Here is a 14763-nt window from a genome sequence, read left to right on the forward strand (position 1 = left end):
ATGCTATGAGTCTGAATTTTCTTGATTTTGAACAGCCGATTGCAGAGCTGGAAGCGAAAATTGACTCGCTGACCGCAGTCAGCCGTCAAGACGAAAAATTAGATATTAATCTGGACGAAGAGGTTCAGCGTCTACGTGAGAAAAGTGTCGAGCTGACGCGGAAGATATTCTCGGATCTCGGTGCATGGCAGATTGCCCAATTGGCACGCCATCCTCGTCGCCCTTATACCCTGGATTATATCGCTAATATCTTTACTGATTTCGAAGAGCTGGCAGGTGATCGCGCCTATGCTGACGATAAAGCTATCGTCGGTGGTATCGCTCGTCTGGATGGTCGCCCGGTGATGATCATTGGTCATCAAAAAGGTCGTGAAACCAAAGAGAAGATTCGCCGTAACTTTGGTATGCCAGCTCCAGAAGGTTATCGTAAGGCATTGCGTCTGATGGAAATGGCTGAACGCTTTAAGCTGCCAATCATTACTTTCATTGATACCCCAGGGGCTTATCCTGGTGTTGGTGCTGAAGAACGTGGTCAATCTGAGGCCATTGCGCGTAACTTGCGTGAGATGTCTCGCCTGAATGTGCCTATCGTCTGTACTGTCATTGGCGAAGGCGGCTCTGGCGGTGCTTTGGCAATCGGTGTAGGCGATAAAGTGAATATGCTGCAATACAGCACTTATTCCGTTATCTCACCAGAAGGCTGTGCCTCTATTTTGTGGAAAAGTGCTGATAAAGCACCCCTGGCCGCAGAAGCAATGGGTATTACTGCTCATCGTTTGAAAGAACTGAAGATGATCGACTCCGTCATTCCTGAGCCTTTGGGCGGTGCGCATCGTGATTATCTGGCGATTGCCGCTTCACTGAAAGCACAGCTTCTGGCTGATCTCAGTGATCTGGATGTGCTGAATGGCGAAGAGCTATTAAATCGTCGTTATCAGCGCCTGATGAACTATGGTTATTGCTGAGTAACTGCGTCCACATTGCTGGTCATTTAAGTTAGATATTGAAATCCGGTGCATATATTATGTACCGGATTTTTTTATTTATTAGCACCCAGCTCACGCTGGCAAGTCATTCTGCCATGTTATATCCGCTCAGTTTGTAACTGATCATTTATAAGCAGATAAATAATATTGTTTAAACATCGTAGATACCGATTGAGTATTTATCTCAAAATAATGTTTAACCTCATAATTTTCGGCTAAAAGATACCCTGTGTTGAATTTTCATGTTGTTATAGATGATTAGTGAACAATTTGAGGATTCACCAATGAATATCATCGCAATCATGGGGCCGATGGGGGTTTATTATAAAGATGAACCTATTCGAGAGTTGAACGACGCCCTGCTCGCCAGAGGTTTTCAGCTCATCTATCCTAAGAGTCGTGGTGATCTGCTCAAGCTTATTGAGCATAATGCGCGCATTATTGGTGTGATTTTTGATTGGGACCAACACAGTAATGAACTTTGTGCTGAGATTAATGATCTAAACGAATATCTTCCACTTTATGCATTTATCAATACCACATCGTCACTGGATGTCAGTTTGAATGAAATGCGCATGGCACTTTATTTCTTTGAATATACCCTGAATGCCGCTGAAGATATCGCTCAACATATTGAACAATATACGACAGAGTATATGGATAGTATTACCCCGCCTTTAACCAAAGCACTGTTTAATTATGTTAAAGAAGGAAAGTATACATTTTGTACTCCTGGACATATGGCGGGAACAGCTTTTCAAAAAAGTCCGGTGGGGAGTTTGTTCTATGATTTCTTTGGCGCTAATACCCTTAAAGCGGATATTTCAATCTCCGTTACTGAACTGGGATCATTATTAGATCATACCGGGCCACATTTGGAGGCCGAGGAATATATTGCCCGCACATTCAATGCCGAACAGAGTTATATGGTAACCAATGGCACATCGACGGCGAATAAAATCATTGGTATGTACTCATCACCTGCAGGCAGTACGGTACTGATTGACCGAAATTGCCATAAGTCTCTGACGCATCTATTAATGATGAGCGATATTATTCCTCTTTATTTATGTCCTGCGCGAAATGCTTATGGCATTTTAGGCGGCATTCCGCAGCGCGAATTTACTAAAACCTCCATTGAGGCAAAAGTTGCGCAGACTAAGAATGCCAGTTGGCCGGTACATGCAGTAATAACCAACTCGACCTACGATGGCTTGCTCTATAATACGGATTATATTAAGCAGACATTGGATGTTCCTTCCATTCACTTTGATTCGGCCTGGGTTCCTTATACCAACTTTCATGAAATTTATGAGGGTAAAAGTGGTATGAGTGGCAAGCGAATGGCAGGAAAAGTATTTTATGAAACGCAATCAACCCATAAATTACTAGCCGCATTCTCTCAGGCATCAATGATTCATATTAAAGGTGATTACAATGAAAGTACCTTTAATGAAGCTTACATGATGCACACCACGACCTCCCCTAATTACGGGATTGTCGCTTCAATGGAGACGGCGGCGGCAATGATGCGTGGCAATCCTGGCCGACGCATGATTTTGCGCTCCATCGAACGGGCTATGCATTTTCGCAAGGAAGTGCGCCGCTTACGCTCAGAAAGTGATAACTGGTTCTTTGATGTTTGGCAGCCGGAAGATATTGACGAAATAGCCTGCTGGCCACTCCAACCGGGACAAGCGTGGCATGGTTTTAGCTCTGCAGATGCTGATCATATGTATCTTGATCCGATCAAAGTGACAATTCTGACGCCGGGAATGAGTCACGAAGGAGCACTTGAAGAGGAAGGGATCCCTGCCGCATTGGTAGCAAAGTTTCTGGATGAACGTGGGATCGTGGTAGAAAAAACCGGCCCCTATAATTTGCTATTCTTATTTAGTATCGGCATTGATAAAACTAAGGCAATGAGTTTATTGCGCGGCCTGACCGACTTTAAGCGCGCTTTTGATCTTAATTTGCGGATTAAAAATATGCTGCCAGATCTGTTTGCTGAAGATCCTGATTTTTATCGCCATATGCGTATTCAGGATCTGGCGGCAGGTATTCATAATATGATCCGCCAACATGATTTACCTCGCCTGATGCGCAAGTCATTTGATGTATTGCCAGAGATGAAACTCACACCTTATAACATGTTCCAACAGCAGATCCGCGGTAATATAGTCGCTTGTGATATGGCTGATTTGATTGGCAAAGTAGTCGCCAACATGATCTTACCTTATCCACCGGGAGTTCCATTAGTCATGCCAGGTGAAATGATTACTGAAGAGAGCCGTGCAGTATTGGATTTCCTCCTGATGCTTTGTGCTATTGGTGCTCGTTATCCTGGGTTTGAAACGGATATACATGGTGCCAAGCGCGATGATAATGGGCGTTACTGGGTCAATATACTCAATACAAACGACTAAGTTGGAGTGATATATGCTGGCAATACGTCAGGTTCATCATATTGCGATAATTGGCTCAGATTATCAGGCGAGCAAAAAATTCTATTGTGAGGTTTTAGGTTTTAGTCTCATGAGTGAAGTTTATCGTGAAACGCGGGATTCCTGGAAAGCGGACCTGGCGTTAAACGGTCAGTATACGATCGAGCTTTTTTCCTTTCCGTCTCCTGCCGCACGACCCAGTCGCCCGGAAGCATGTGGCTTACGGCATTTGGCCTTTCAGGTCGATGACATTGAACTGGCGGTGCGGGAACTTGAAGGCGCTGGTGTAATTTGCGAAGCAGTCCGCATTGATCCCTACACACAAGCACGTTTTACTTTCTTTAATGACCCAGATGGTTTACCTCTGGAGCTCTATGAACTGACAGCGGAATAAGATGAACGCCACTCCTGCTACATCCAATGTTTTGCTTAACCCACTGTTCGCGCAATTGGGCGAGCAGCGCCATGTGCTGGTCGGGTTCAGTGGTGGTTTGGATTCCAGTGTACTGCTGCATTTATTGGTTTGCCTGCGTGATCAACTGATCCCTGACTTGATGATTCGCGCTATTCATATTCATCACGGTTTAAACCCATTGGCAGACAGTTGGGTAAAACATTGCCAGCAGCAATGTGAGCAATGGAAAATCCCGCTCGAAGTGGTGCGAGTCACTATTGATGCACGTCATACTGGCATTGAGGCAGCGGCAAGAACGGCGCGTTATCAAGCACTTGCCTCACATTTAGCCGCGAATGAAGTGTTAGTTACTGCCCAGCATTTAGATGACCAATGTGAAACCTTCTTACTGGCACTCAAACGCGGCAGCGGCCCGGCTGGCCTATCCGCAATGGCGGCTAAAATGCATTTTGCGCATAGCCAATTGTGGCGGCCATTATTGGCATTTTCCCGTGAGACACTTGAGAATTATGCTCAAGTGCAGCGATTACAGTGGATTGAAGATGACAGTAATCAGGATGATCGCTTTGATCGCAATTTCCTGCGATTAAGAATCTTACCTTTACTGACTCAGCGTTGGCCGCACTTTGCTCAAGCCACGGCACGCAGTGCCAGTTTGTGTGCTGAGCAGGAGCAACTACTGGATGAGTTGTTGGCGGATAACCTGCAACAGCTACAAAATGCAGAAGGAGCACTGTCTGTCGAGGGGTTATTAGTGGCCTCAGAGGCTAAACGTGCGGCAATACTGCGCCGTTGGTTAGCACAATGGGGAGCCGCAATGCCATCGCAGAGCCAACTGCAACGTTTGTGGTTGGAAGTGGCTATGGCCAGACAAGATGCTGAGCCTCAATTAACTCTCGGCGCACATCAAGTTCGCCGTTTCCGACAATATTTGTACCTGCTATCGCCACTGACAGAGATACGAATACCGTATCTGTCTTGGGCTAAAGTTCAGGCTGGCTCTGGTTCGGAACCGGTTGTGCCAGCCCCTTTAATTCTGCCGGCGGGCCTTGGGACATTGAGCTTTACCACCGAGGGCGGGCAAGCCCTTAAAGCCCCAGTTATTGGCGATGAAATAAGCATAGGTTTTGGTTTGCAAGGGGATATTAAAATTGTCGGGCGGCAACATTCACGCCAAAGCAAGAAATTATGGCAAGAGTTAGGCATCCCGCCATGGCTGCGAGAGCGTATTCCGTTGCTGTATTTTGGCGAGCAGTTGATTGCTGCGGTGGGGGTTTTTGTCACTCAAGCTGGGCAGGCTAAAGAAAATGAACCGTGCTGGCACCTTCATTGGGCCAAACCGGAACTGAATAATAAGAACAAGTAAGAGCATTTATTTTGAGGAGCAATGATGAAACTAGTTATTAGCATAGTGATATTCAGTTTATGTAGTTTTTCGGCACTGGCAAAAAATGATGTAGAAGCGGGTCGTGCAAAGTCAGCCAGCTGTGTGGCTTGTCACGGTGCTCAGGGCAAGGTTTCAGTCCCTATGTATCCTAATTTGGCTGGGCAAAATGCTATGTATTTAGAGCAATCATTAAAAGCGTATAAGAAAGGAGAGCGGACAGGTGGGCAAGCTGGGGTAATGCAGGCTTATGTTACGCCTCTAACCGATGATGATATCTCTGATCTGGCAGCCTATTATGCGAGTTTAAAGCCTTAAAGCAGATTGGTTAGCCTTAAAAGCAAAACGGGCCACTTTTCAGCGGCCCGTCAGTAAAGGTGTAGAAACTATGATGCACTTACTGCTTATGATGCACTTACTACTACCGTCCCGATTTCGGGGTGGCTGAAGCTGGCTATGTGGTCAAGACGTAATTCACGCATTGTCCCTTCCTGCTCGACAATCAGGTATTCGACCTTTTTTCTCAGCAGCAGATCGCTAGCTTTTCCTTCTACGATCTCACCGCCTCTCAACTTCAACGTCAGTATCAGGTGATGTTGGCAGGCGAGTTCCAGATTATCGTAGTCATCACAATTGATGGGTTGATACTCTTCACTCATCGACATAATCGCTCACCAATAAGTTAGCGGCGGCAAAGGCCGCCTGTTCCCTAACGGAGGACGGGAGTGCGTCATTAGCCGCAACTTCGTCCAATGCTTTCAATACACAACCCAGTGCATCTGACACGTAGCCCTGGTCACCACTAGCAATTTGTGCATAAAAACGGCGCACTAATTCACAGTATTGCTGCACAGTAATCCTCCCGGAAAAGTTTAACCCAGTAGATTCTCTGCGGAAACGTCGCGCTGTCAACCTACGAAGATAAACTCTGAACTTATAAGGACTATAGCACAGGAGTGGTGGAGATATTAGAGTCAGAATGAAGCTTTCTTTTTAGTATTGATACCACTAATAACTCTCTTTCCTCCGGGCTGGCTGCAAGCAGACCTAATCAAGTACACTGTCAGCCAGATAATTAAGAGGTCACTCATGGCACTAAAAGCAACCATCCATAAAGCTGCAGTTAACATCGCCGATATGGACCGTAATTTCTTTCAAGATGTTAACCTGACCATCGCGCAACACCCATCTGAAACTGACCAGCGTATGATGCTGCGTTTATTGGCGTGGATTTGTCATGCTGATGAGCGTTTGCAGTTTACCAAAGGCTTGAGCGCTGATGATGAGCCAGAAATTTGGCGTCACAATGATCACAATGGCATCGAACTGTGGGTCGAATTGGGGTTGCCCGAGGAAAAACGGTTGCGTAAAGCTTGTAACCAATCACAGCAAGTTGTGCTCTATGCCTATAGTGAAAGGGCCGCTAAAGTGTGGTGGCCACAAGTTAAGGACAAATTATCTGGGCACCGTAATCTTAGGGTACGCTTCCTGGATGATGAGCAAATGGCAAAATTGGCGGCGCTGTCTAATCGCAATATGTCATTGCAGGCCACGTTGCAAGAGGGAACTATTTGGTTATCTGATGATCAGAATAATCTGGAAATTAGTTTTGATGAATGGCAAGGCGATGGGCAATAAGCGTGTTGATCATATCCAATAATGTCAGCTTACCCGACAGCGAGATTGAATTGACGGCGATCCGCGCCCAAGGTGCGGGTGGGCAGCACGTTAATAAAACCTCGACAGCCATTCATTTGCGCTTTGACATTAAGGCTTCAAGCCTGCCAGAGTACTATAAAGAAAGATTATTATCGCTCAATAGCCATTTGATGACTGCCGAAGGGGTCATCATTATCAAAGCACAAGAATACCGTAGCCAGGATATGAATCGTGAGGCTGCGCAGCAGCGGCTGGTGGCATTAATCCGCCAGTCGATGGTGGTAGAAAAAACACGCCGGGCGACGAAACCAACTAAAGGTTCAAAAATTAGGCGGGTTGAAAGCAAAGTCCGCAAAGGGGCGACAAAAGCACTGCGTGGTAAAATACATCAGGATTGATGCTGATATCAGCTCTATGGTGAATAAGGCAGCTTCATCCTTTTATATCGGACACAGTATGGGAGAATGACTGTGAGTAAATTAACAATAACGCTATTTTTGGCAGTAGGCGCACTGTCACTATTAGGTTGTAATAATCGGCATCAGCCGGTCGAACAGACTTTACAACCGATGCAGCAAAGTTATCAGGGACTTTTACCCTGTGCTGATTGCAGTGGTTTGGATACCTCGTTATTCCTCGACAGCGATGGAACATTTGTCTTGAAAGAGATTTATCGGGGGAGTAAAGAAGGCGATCAGGCTTTTGCCGAATATGGTAAGTGGGCACGGACGGCAGATAAATTAGTGTTAACCACTGGCCAGGGAGAAAAACGTTATTTCCGGCCTGTCGGTAAAAATTTGGTGATGCTTGATCAACAAGGTTTATCGATTGAATCTAATTTGAATTATCAGTTAGTACCGACCGAACAGCCTTTACCTAAAACCCCAATGCCACTAAGCGGTATGTATAAATATTTCGCTGATGCTGCGGTGTTCACCGATTGTGTTACGGGAAAAACTTTCCCGGTGGAAAATAATATCGCGTTGGAAAAGGGCTATCTAAAAGCCCGCAAAAATGTGGGTGAGCCGGTCTTCCTGACTCTCAATGGCTATTTTGATATTCGACCGTCAATGGAAGAAGGGCAGTCTGATAAAACGTTGATCCCAGCTGATGATATCCAGTTTAATGCTAATAAGAACTGTGAGAATCGATAAAGGGTATTGGTGAAATAATAAAAAACCGCTGGTAGTTATTCACTAGCCAGCGGTTTTTTAACACGTAATCAATTAGCGTTTGATTTGGCTCAGCAAGAAATCAATAATTTCGCTGGTTTTAATCATTTGCTTTTCACCGGCACGGCGGTTTTTGTATTCCACTTCTTCGCTGTCGAGATTGCGATCACCAATCACGATATTGTGTGGTACGCCAATCAATTCCATATCAGCAAACATCACGCCAGGACGCTCTTTACGATCGTCGAGAATCACGTCAATACCGTGTGAACGCAGGGTGGTATACAACTCTTCTGCCAGCGCCTGAACGCGGAAAGATTTGTGCATATTCATTGGCAAAATGGCTACCTGGAATGGGGCAATAGCATCCGGCCAAATAATACCGCGCTCATCATGATTCTGCTCAATTGCTGCCGCAACCACACGGGACACCCCAATACCGTAACAACCCATGGTCATCACTTGATTGCGGCCATCCTCCCCCTGAACCGTGGCTTTCATCGCTTCCGAGTATTTAGTGCCTAACTGGAAGATATGCCCGACTTCAATGCCGCGCTTGATTTGCAAAGTGCCTTTGCCGTCTGGGCTGATATCGCCTTCAACCACATTACGCAAATCAGCAACCTGTGGCAGCGGCAAGTCGCGCTCCCAGTTAATGCCAAAGTAATGTTTACCATCGATATTGGCACCGGCACCGAAATCACTCATCACCGCCACACTGCGATCAACCACAACGGGTAGCGGCAGATTAACCGGGCCTAATGAACCTGGACCTGCACCGATAATTGCACGAATCTCTTCTTCGGTGGCGAAGGTGAGTGGCTTGGCCACTTGTGGCAATTTCTCGGCTTTGATTTCATTCAATTCATGATCACCACGAACCAACAAAGCAACCAACTTATGGCCACTCTCTTCATGAGCATGAACCATTAAGGTTTTCACTGTTTTCTCAATCGGCAGGTTGAACTGCTCAACTAATTCAGCGATGGTTTTTGCATTCGGAGTATCAATGATACGCAGATCTTCTGTTGCAACAGCCCGTGGTGCAGAGGGTGCCAGCGCTTCAGCAAACTCAATGTTAGCAGCATAATCTGACGCGGTTGAGAACACGATATCGTCTTCACCACTGTCTGCCAGCACCTGGAATTCGTGAGATGCACTGCCACCAATTGAGCCGGTATCTGCCAGCACAGCTCGGAAATTCAGATCCATACGCTCGAAGATCTTGCTGTATGCGGCATACATCGCATCGTAAGTTTCCTGTAATGATTCCTGAGTCGTGTGGAAAGAGTAAGCATCTTTCATCAGGAATTCACGGGCGCGCATCACACCAAACCGTGGGCGTACTTCATCACGGAATTTGGTTTGGATTTGGAAGAAATTCAGCGGCAACTGTTTGTAAGAGTTAATCTCACCGCGAATCAGGTCAGTAATGACTTCTTCATGGGTTGGGCCAAGTACAAAAGGGCGCTCGCCACGATCAACAAAGCGTAACAGCTCAGGGCCATATTGTTCCCAGCGGCCACTCTCTTGCCATAAATCAGCCGGTTGCACCACCGGCATTGAAACTTCGATTGCACCGGCGTTATTCATTTCTTCACGCACGATGTTTTCGACTTTCTTCAATACCCGAACCCCGGTCGGCAACCAGGTATAAAGACCTGAAGCCAGTTTACGTATCATCCCGGCGCGGAGCATCAGCTGGTGACTGATCACTTCAGCATCAGCAGGTGTCTCCTTCAAAGTGGAGAGCAAATATTGGCTAGTACGCATGATGTTTTGATTCCATTGGCGCTGCAACAAATAGAGGCAGCCAAAAAAGTAAAAAGTGGTTTAGTTTACCAGCGAGTACCGGTTGTCAAAAGAGAGCAGGGTGAAATTTAGCATGGGTCGAGTGATAACACTTCCGTTTGCTCTCCAATAACCCGCCAGCGCACATTAAATTCCAGTAGCAGAACAGCATATTCTCGGCTTTCACTATCGCCTTTGCGGTAGGCTGGACGAGGGTCTTGTGCTAAAACCTGGGTAATAAAACGCCGTAAGTGCGGGTAACGCTGTTGTTGCTGTACTAACTGTTGTTCAGCGATGCTGGAAAAGCAAACTTGCATGTCTGCGTCAGGTGCAGCTTGAGCAAAACCCGCTCGGGCATGGGGGTGGCTCTCCGCAAAAGGCAAATAGGGTTTGATATCAATTACGGGCGTACCATCAACCAAATCCAGACTGCCTAACACCAAAGTTACTTCACCTCCCTGGCATCGCACCTCTTTCAGCTCAATCAGGGACATACCAATCGGGTTGGGCCGAAAGGTAGAGCGGGTGGCAAATACCCCCATTCGGGCATTACCACCTAAGCGCGGTGGACGAACCGTAGGCCGCCAACCACCATTCATGGTTTGATGAAAAACGAACATCACCCATAAATGGCTAAAATCAGATAAGCCGCGAACTGCTTCTGCTTGATTATAGGGCGCTAAGAGTTGTAACTCACCACCGCCATCTTCAATCAGACCAGGCTGCCGCGGTACGGCAAACTTTTCTTTATAGGGCGAGCGGATAACGCCAATCTGATTAAAGGAAAACACACTCATTTTGATGAAACATTCAGTGCAGAACCCTGACATACGGCTTGTTGATAACAGCCGGGGACAGCGCTAAGTATTTCACATTGATGCAGCAAGACCGCATTGGCTTTCATATACGATGCACGAGTCTGCATTCTCTTACGGGCGGTTGCAATACTCGGTGGGGAGTCCTGAACGGTGGATTGGCACGACTCACCGGACACTTCGCCTAAGTCACGGAAAGGTTTGCCAACCAGTTCTTCTGCACTTTTATAAAGTTTGACCGGTGCCGGGCGCGGGGCTGCCGTAGGGCTGGGTTTGATAACCGGAGGCGGTTGCTTAACCGGATTTTCTGTGGTGGATGGCTTTGATTGAAGCATGGAACATCCAGTTAGCGAGAGGGCTAACAGACACAGAGGTAACGCACGCATAGAAATTCCTCAGCCTTTTTATTTAAGAGGCGCTATTGAAGCAATCTATTATGCAAATAACAAGACGGGCTGTTGCCCGTCTTGCAATATATTTAGCAAACACTGAATTTAGGAAACCTAATATTCAGCAAAATGGCCCATTGGCCATTACCAGCCTTTAACAGCGCCACCGTTGAATGCTTTGTTTGCTGCGTCGTTGACTTCATCAGACTGATAAGCCTGAACGAATTTCTTCACGTTTTCCGCATCTTTATTATCTTCGCGAGCAACGATCAGGTTAACGTATGGTGACTCTTTGTCTTCGACAAATAGACCATCTTTGGCAGGTGTCAGGCCGATTTGGCTAGCATAAGTGGTGTTGATAATCGCCAAAGCGATTTGTTGGTCATCCAAAGAACGTGGTAACTGAGGAGCTTCCAGCTCGACTAATTTCAGGTTTTTAGGATTCTCAACAACATCCAGTACGGTTGGCAGCAGACCAACGCCGTCTTTCAGTTTAATCAGACCGACTTTTTCCAGCAGTAACAGAGAACGGCCCAGGTTAGTCGGATCATTTGGCAGTGCTACCTGAGAGCCAGGTTGCAGTTCTTCCAATGATTTAATTTTTTTAGAGTAACCAGCGATTGGGTAAACGAATGAGTTACCAACAGAAACCAGTTTGTAGCCACGATCTTTAATTTGCTGATCCAAATAAGGTTTATGCTGGAAAGCATTCAGATCAATATCACCTTTACTCAGAGCTTCATTTGGCAATACATAGTCGTTGAAAGTGACTAATTCAACATCCAGACCGTACTTGTCTTTTGCAACTTTCTGTGCAACTTCAGCAACTTGCTGTTCAGCACCCACAATCACGCCGACTTTAATATGGTTTGGATCTTTTTCCGCTGGGCCGCAACCTACCAGGGCCAGAGTACCAATCAATGCACTGACTGCCGCGATAGATTTGAATTTTAAAGACATATCCTTTCCTCTATAGACATTCGTTAAGATGCGCCGCTGTGTGAGGCAGTCGCAGGGTAATATATGTATTAATAACTATTTGTGAGTAACCGCTTTTACGATCCGATCACCACTGATTTGAATCAGGTAAACCAAAATAACTAATAATACTAATACCGTATTCATCACTGTGGCGTTATAACCAATGTAGCCATACTGATAGCCGATTTGGCCTAAGCCTCCGGCACCTACTGCACCCCCCATAGCGGAATAACCCACCAGGGTAATCAGGGTAATAGTTGCTGCATTCACCAAGCCGGGCAGGGCTTCAGGCAACAACACTTTTTTGATGATTTGCATTGGCGTAGCACCCATTGCGCGTGCTGCTTCAACCAAACCCGATGGTATTTCCAACAAGGCATTTTCCACCATGCGGGCAATAAACGGAGCTGCACCGACTGTCAGTGGCACGATTGCCGCTTGTAAACCAATAGAGGTACCGACGATCATCCGAGTGAATGGGATCATCCATACCAATAAGATAATAAAAGGTATGGAGCGGAAGATGTTCACTACCCCAGATAGGGTGCGGTAAATCTTATTGTTGGCAATAATTTGCCCAGGGCGGGTGACATATAACAGAACGCCAACCGGTAGCCCCAAAACAAAACCAAAGAAGCCAGAGACAAACGTCATCATTAGAGTTTCCCAGACGCCTCGGCCCATTAACCACATCATTGCCTCAGACATAACCCAGAACCTCTACTTTTACATGATGATCTTGCAAGAACTTGATGGCAGCAAGGCCATCCTGATTGTCGCCATGCAACTCTGCCAGCATGACACCAAATTTAACGCCGCCGGCATAGTCCATTTGCGAGCTAAGGATACCGATATCAATATTAAAGCGACGTACAGCCTGTGATATTAACGGAGCATCAACCGACTGACCGGTAAATTCCAGTTTCAGCAGTGGCACCCGATCTGGGGTGGGTTCTTGAGTCATACGCAGTGCGTAATCTTCTGGAATATCTAAATGCAGCGTTGATTGAATAAATTGTTGAGCCAGCGGGGTTTTCGGATGAGAGAACACTTCGCTGACGCTGTCTTTTTCAATCAATTTGCCTTCGCTGATAACCGCAACCTGATCACATATACGTTTCACCACGTCCATCTCATGGGTAATAAGTAGAATGGTCAGGCCCAAACGACGATTAATGTCTTTAAGCAGTTCCAGAATTGAGCGGGTGGTCGCTGGGTCTAATGCGCTGGTGGCTTCATCACATAGCAGAACCTTAGGATTACTCGCCAAAGCACGGGCGATGGCAACGCGTTGTTTCTGTCCACCGGACAAATTCGCTGGATACGCGTCTTGCTTATCGGCAAGCCCGACTAAATCCAACAACTCGGTGACTCTCTTCTTTATATCTGCGCGTGGTGTGTTGTCCAGCTCGAGCGGCAGCGCGATATTGCCATACACCGTGCGGGAAGAAAGTAGATTGAAGTGCTGGAAAATCATGCCAATCTGGCGGCGTGCGCGTGTCAACTGCCCTTCAGATAAGGTCGTGAGATCTTGTCCATCTACCAGAACTTGTCCGCTGGTAGGACGCTCTAACATATTGGCGCATCGAATCAATGTACTTTTACCGGCACCTGAGGCACCAATAACGCCATAAATTTGCCCAGCGGGGACGTGTAGACTCACGTCGGAAAGCGCGGTAATCGTGCGCGAACCCTGCTGAAACTCTTTGCTGATGTGAGAAAGTTTAATCATATTATTCTTATTTTATCGTCATTTCCGTGGCTAGATAAAAAGTCAGCTTTGGCAAAACCAAAGTATGGATTGGATGTTAAGGCGTCTAGACGGCTAAGTCAACTGGCAACACTGATTCTCTTCCATTCTCAATCGGTAATAAAACATGCGATACTAGTGGCGTTAACAGCCCTCAGGAGTAGATAAGTGACTCAGCCCGTCCCCGCAATATTTTTAGATCGTGATGGTACAATTAATGTCGACCACGGTTATGTCCACGAAATTGATAATTTTCAGTTTATAGACGGTGTTATTGATGCTTGCCGTGAATTGAAAGAAATGGGCTTTGCTCTGGTTTTGGTCACCAACCAATCGGGTATCGCACGCGGTATCTTTACCGAAGAGCAATTCCTGAGCCTCACCGAGTGGATGGATTGGTCGCTAGCTGATCGCGGTGTTGATTTGGATGGCATCTATTTCTGCCCGCATCACCCCGATGGCAGTGTAGCGGAGTTCCGTGAAACATGTGAATGCCGTAAACCATTGCCAGGCATGTTACTGCAAGCACAAAGTGAATTGAACATCGATATGGCTGCTTCTTATATGGTTGGCGACAAAATTGAAGATATGCAGGCAGCATTGGCTGCAAATATCGGTACTAAAGTATTAGTTCGCACTGGCAAACCTGTGACCGCGGAAGGTGAGGCAGCAGCGGATTTGGTACTAAATAGTCTGGCTGACCTGCCGAAAGCCATAAAAATGCGTCATAAGTAGTCGTAACGTTCAAATAATCGGCAGTCAGAAAAAACTTTAAGATAAACCCTTGCCATTCTGAAGCGGCTCCCTATAATGCGCATCCATCGACACGGCGCTGTGAGCAACTTCACAGAGTGGCCGGGAAGAGCAGAGAAAATTAACTAATTAAGTGGTTGACTCTGTAGCGGGAAAGCGTATTATCTGCCTCCCGCGTTACCGTAAGATTCGCCGCAAGGCAAACGGGTAACGAACGCTCTTTA

The 14763-nt window shown here is 46.5% G+C and carries 17 protein-coding genes; 9 read left to right on the plus strand and 8 right to left on the minus strand.

Going from position 1 to position 14763, the window contains the following annotated elements:
- Positions 1-5 precede the first annotated feature (5 nt).
- From accA to QSV56_RS20765, 5 genes are all read left to right on the plus strand, one after another.
- Positions 6-965 carry an acetyl-CoA carboxylase carboxyl transferase subunit alpha gene (accA, locus tag QSV56_RS20745; protein WP_019078896.1) on the plus strand — a complete coding sequence of 320 codons (960 nt, stop codon included), beginning with the start codon at positions 6-8 and terminating at the stop codon, positions 963-965.
- A gap of 305 nt (positions 966-1270) precedes the next feature.
- Positions 1271-3412, plus strand: a complete 2142-nt coding sequence (locus QSV56_RS20750; protein WP_046050355.1) for a lysine decarboxylase LdcC — start codon at positions 1271-1273, stop codon at positions 3410-3412.
- 13 nt (positions 3413-3425) lie between these two features.
- On the plus strand, positions 3426-3824 hold the full coding sequence (locus tag QSV56_RS20755; RefSeq protein ID WP_005173167.1) for a VOC family protein: 399 nt from the start codon (positions 3426-3428) through the stop codon (positions 3822-3824).
- Position 3825: 1 nt separating this feature from the next.
- A complete protein-coding gene (gene tilS / locus QSV56_RS20760; protein ID WP_050163178.1) occupies positions 3826-5211 on the plus strand; it encodes a tRNA lysidine(34) synthetase TilS in 1386 nt (461 codons plus the stop codon).
- A 21-nt stretch (positions 5212-5232) separates the two neighbouring features.
- A complete protein-coding gene (locus QSV56_RS20765) occupies positions 5233-5547 on the plus strand; it encodes a cytochrome c (RefSeq protein WP_005164008.1) in 315 nt (104 codons plus the stop codon).
- Positions 5548-5633: 86 nt separating this feature from the next.
- On the opposite strand, the gene rof is transcribed toward QSV56_RS20765, so the two are convergent.
- Together rof and QSV56_RS20775 are read right to left on the minus strand one after the other, a co-directional pair.
- Positions 5634-5894, minus strand: a complete 261-nt coding sequence (gene rof / locus QSV56_RS20770; protein WP_002218374.1) for a Rho-binding antiterminator — start codon at positions 5892-5894, stop codon at positions 5634-5636.
- The gene (locus QSV56_RS20775) at positions 5881-6081 is read right to left on the minus strand and encodes a YaeP family protein (protein WP_004391680.1); all 201 of its coding nucleotides are present in this window, start codon (positions 6079-6081) and stop codon (positions 5881-5883) included. The genes rof and QSV56_RS20775 overlap by 14 nt, the downstream gene beginning before the upstream one ends.
- Before the next feature lie 237 nt (positions 6082-6318).
- Here QSV56_RS20775 and QSV56_RS20780 point away from each other — a divergent pair, with 237 nt between their 5' ends.
- From QSV56_RS20780 to nlpE, 3 genes are all read left to right on the plus strand, one after another.
- Entirely contained in the window at positions 6319-6867 is a 549-nt protein-coding gene (locus QSV56_RS20780) for a YaeQ family protein (RefSeq protein ID WP_046050358.1), read from the plus strand.
- A gap of 2 nt (positions 6868-6869) precedes the next feature.
- A complete protein-coding gene (gene arfB / locus QSV56_RS20785) occupies positions 6870-7286 on the plus strand; it encodes an alternative ribosome rescue aminoacyl-tRNA hydrolase ArfB (protein ID WP_046050359.1) in 417 nt (138 codons plus the stop codon).
- A 72-nt stretch (positions 7287-7358) separates the two neighbouring features.
- Complete coding sequence (gene nlpE, locus QSV56_RS20790; protein ID WP_026017780.1) at positions 7359-8042, plus strand: envelope stress response activation lipoprotein NlpE; 684 nt, start codon at positions 7359-7361, stop codon at positions 8040-8042.
- 72 nt (positions 8043-8114) lie between these two features.
- Here the strand turns inward: nlpE and proS are convergent, their stop codons facing one another.
- The 6 genes from proS to metN form a co-directional block, all read right to left on the minus strand.
- Positions 8115-9833 (minus strand): proline--tRNA ligase, encoded by a 1719-nt coding sequence (gene proS / locus QSV56_RS20795; RefSeq protein WP_046694633.1) that lies wholly within the window; start codon positions 9831-9833, stop codon positions 8115-8117.
- A 107-nt stretch (positions 9834-9940) separates the two neighbouring features.
- A complete protein-coding gene (tsaA, locus tag QSV56_RS20800; protein ID WP_019078887.1) occupies positions 9941-10648 on the minus strand; it encodes a tRNA (N6-threonylcarbamoyladenosine(37)-N6)-methyltransferase TrmO in 708 nt (235 codons plus the stop codon).
- Positions 10645-11052, minus strand: coding sequence for an Rcs stress response system protein RcsF (gene rcsF / locus QSV56_RS20805; protein ID WP_005163994.1), 408 nt, complete (start codon positions 11050-11052; stop codon positions 10645-10647). Before rcsF ends, tsaA begins: the two co-directional genes overlap by 4 nt.
- Positions 11053-11199: 147 nt before the next feature.
- Positions 11200-12015: a MetQ/NlpA family lipoprotein gene (locus QSV56_RS20810; protein ID WP_005163992.1), complete on the minus strand. Its 816-nt coding sequence runs from the start codon at positions 12013-12015 to the stop codon at positions 11200-11202.
- Between the two features lie 75 nt (positions 12016-12090).
- A complete protein-coding gene (locus tag QSV56_RS20815) occupies positions 12091-12744 on the minus strand; it encodes a methionine ABC transporter permease MetI (protein ID WP_005163991.1) in 654 nt (217 codons plus the stop codon).
- Complete coding sequence (gene metN, locus QSV56_RS20820; RefSeq protein ID WP_019078884.1) at positions 12737-13768, minus strand: methionine ABC transporter ATP-binding protein MetN; 1032 nt, start codon at positions 13766-13768, stop codon at positions 12737-12739. The genes QSV56_RS20815 and metN overlap by 8 nt, the downstream gene beginning before the upstream one ends.
- 186 nt (positions 13769-13954) lie before the next feature.
- Between metN and gmhB the strand changes: the two genes are divergently transcribed.
- Positions 13955-14521 (plus strand): D-glycero-beta-D-manno-heptose 1,7-bisphosphate 7-phosphatase, encoded by a 567-nt coding sequence (gene gmhB, locus QSV56_RS20825; RefSeq protein WP_005173139.1) that lies wholly within the window; start codon positions 13955-13957, stop codon positions 14519-14521.
- Positions 14522-14763 lie beyond the last annotated feature (242 nt).

It is taken from the genome of Yersinia sp. 22-579 (assembly GCF_030433455.1).
GTDB classification, from domain to species: Bacteria; Pseudomonadota; Gammaproteobacteria; order Enterobacterales; family Enterobacteriaceae; genus Yersinia; species Yersinia enterocolitica.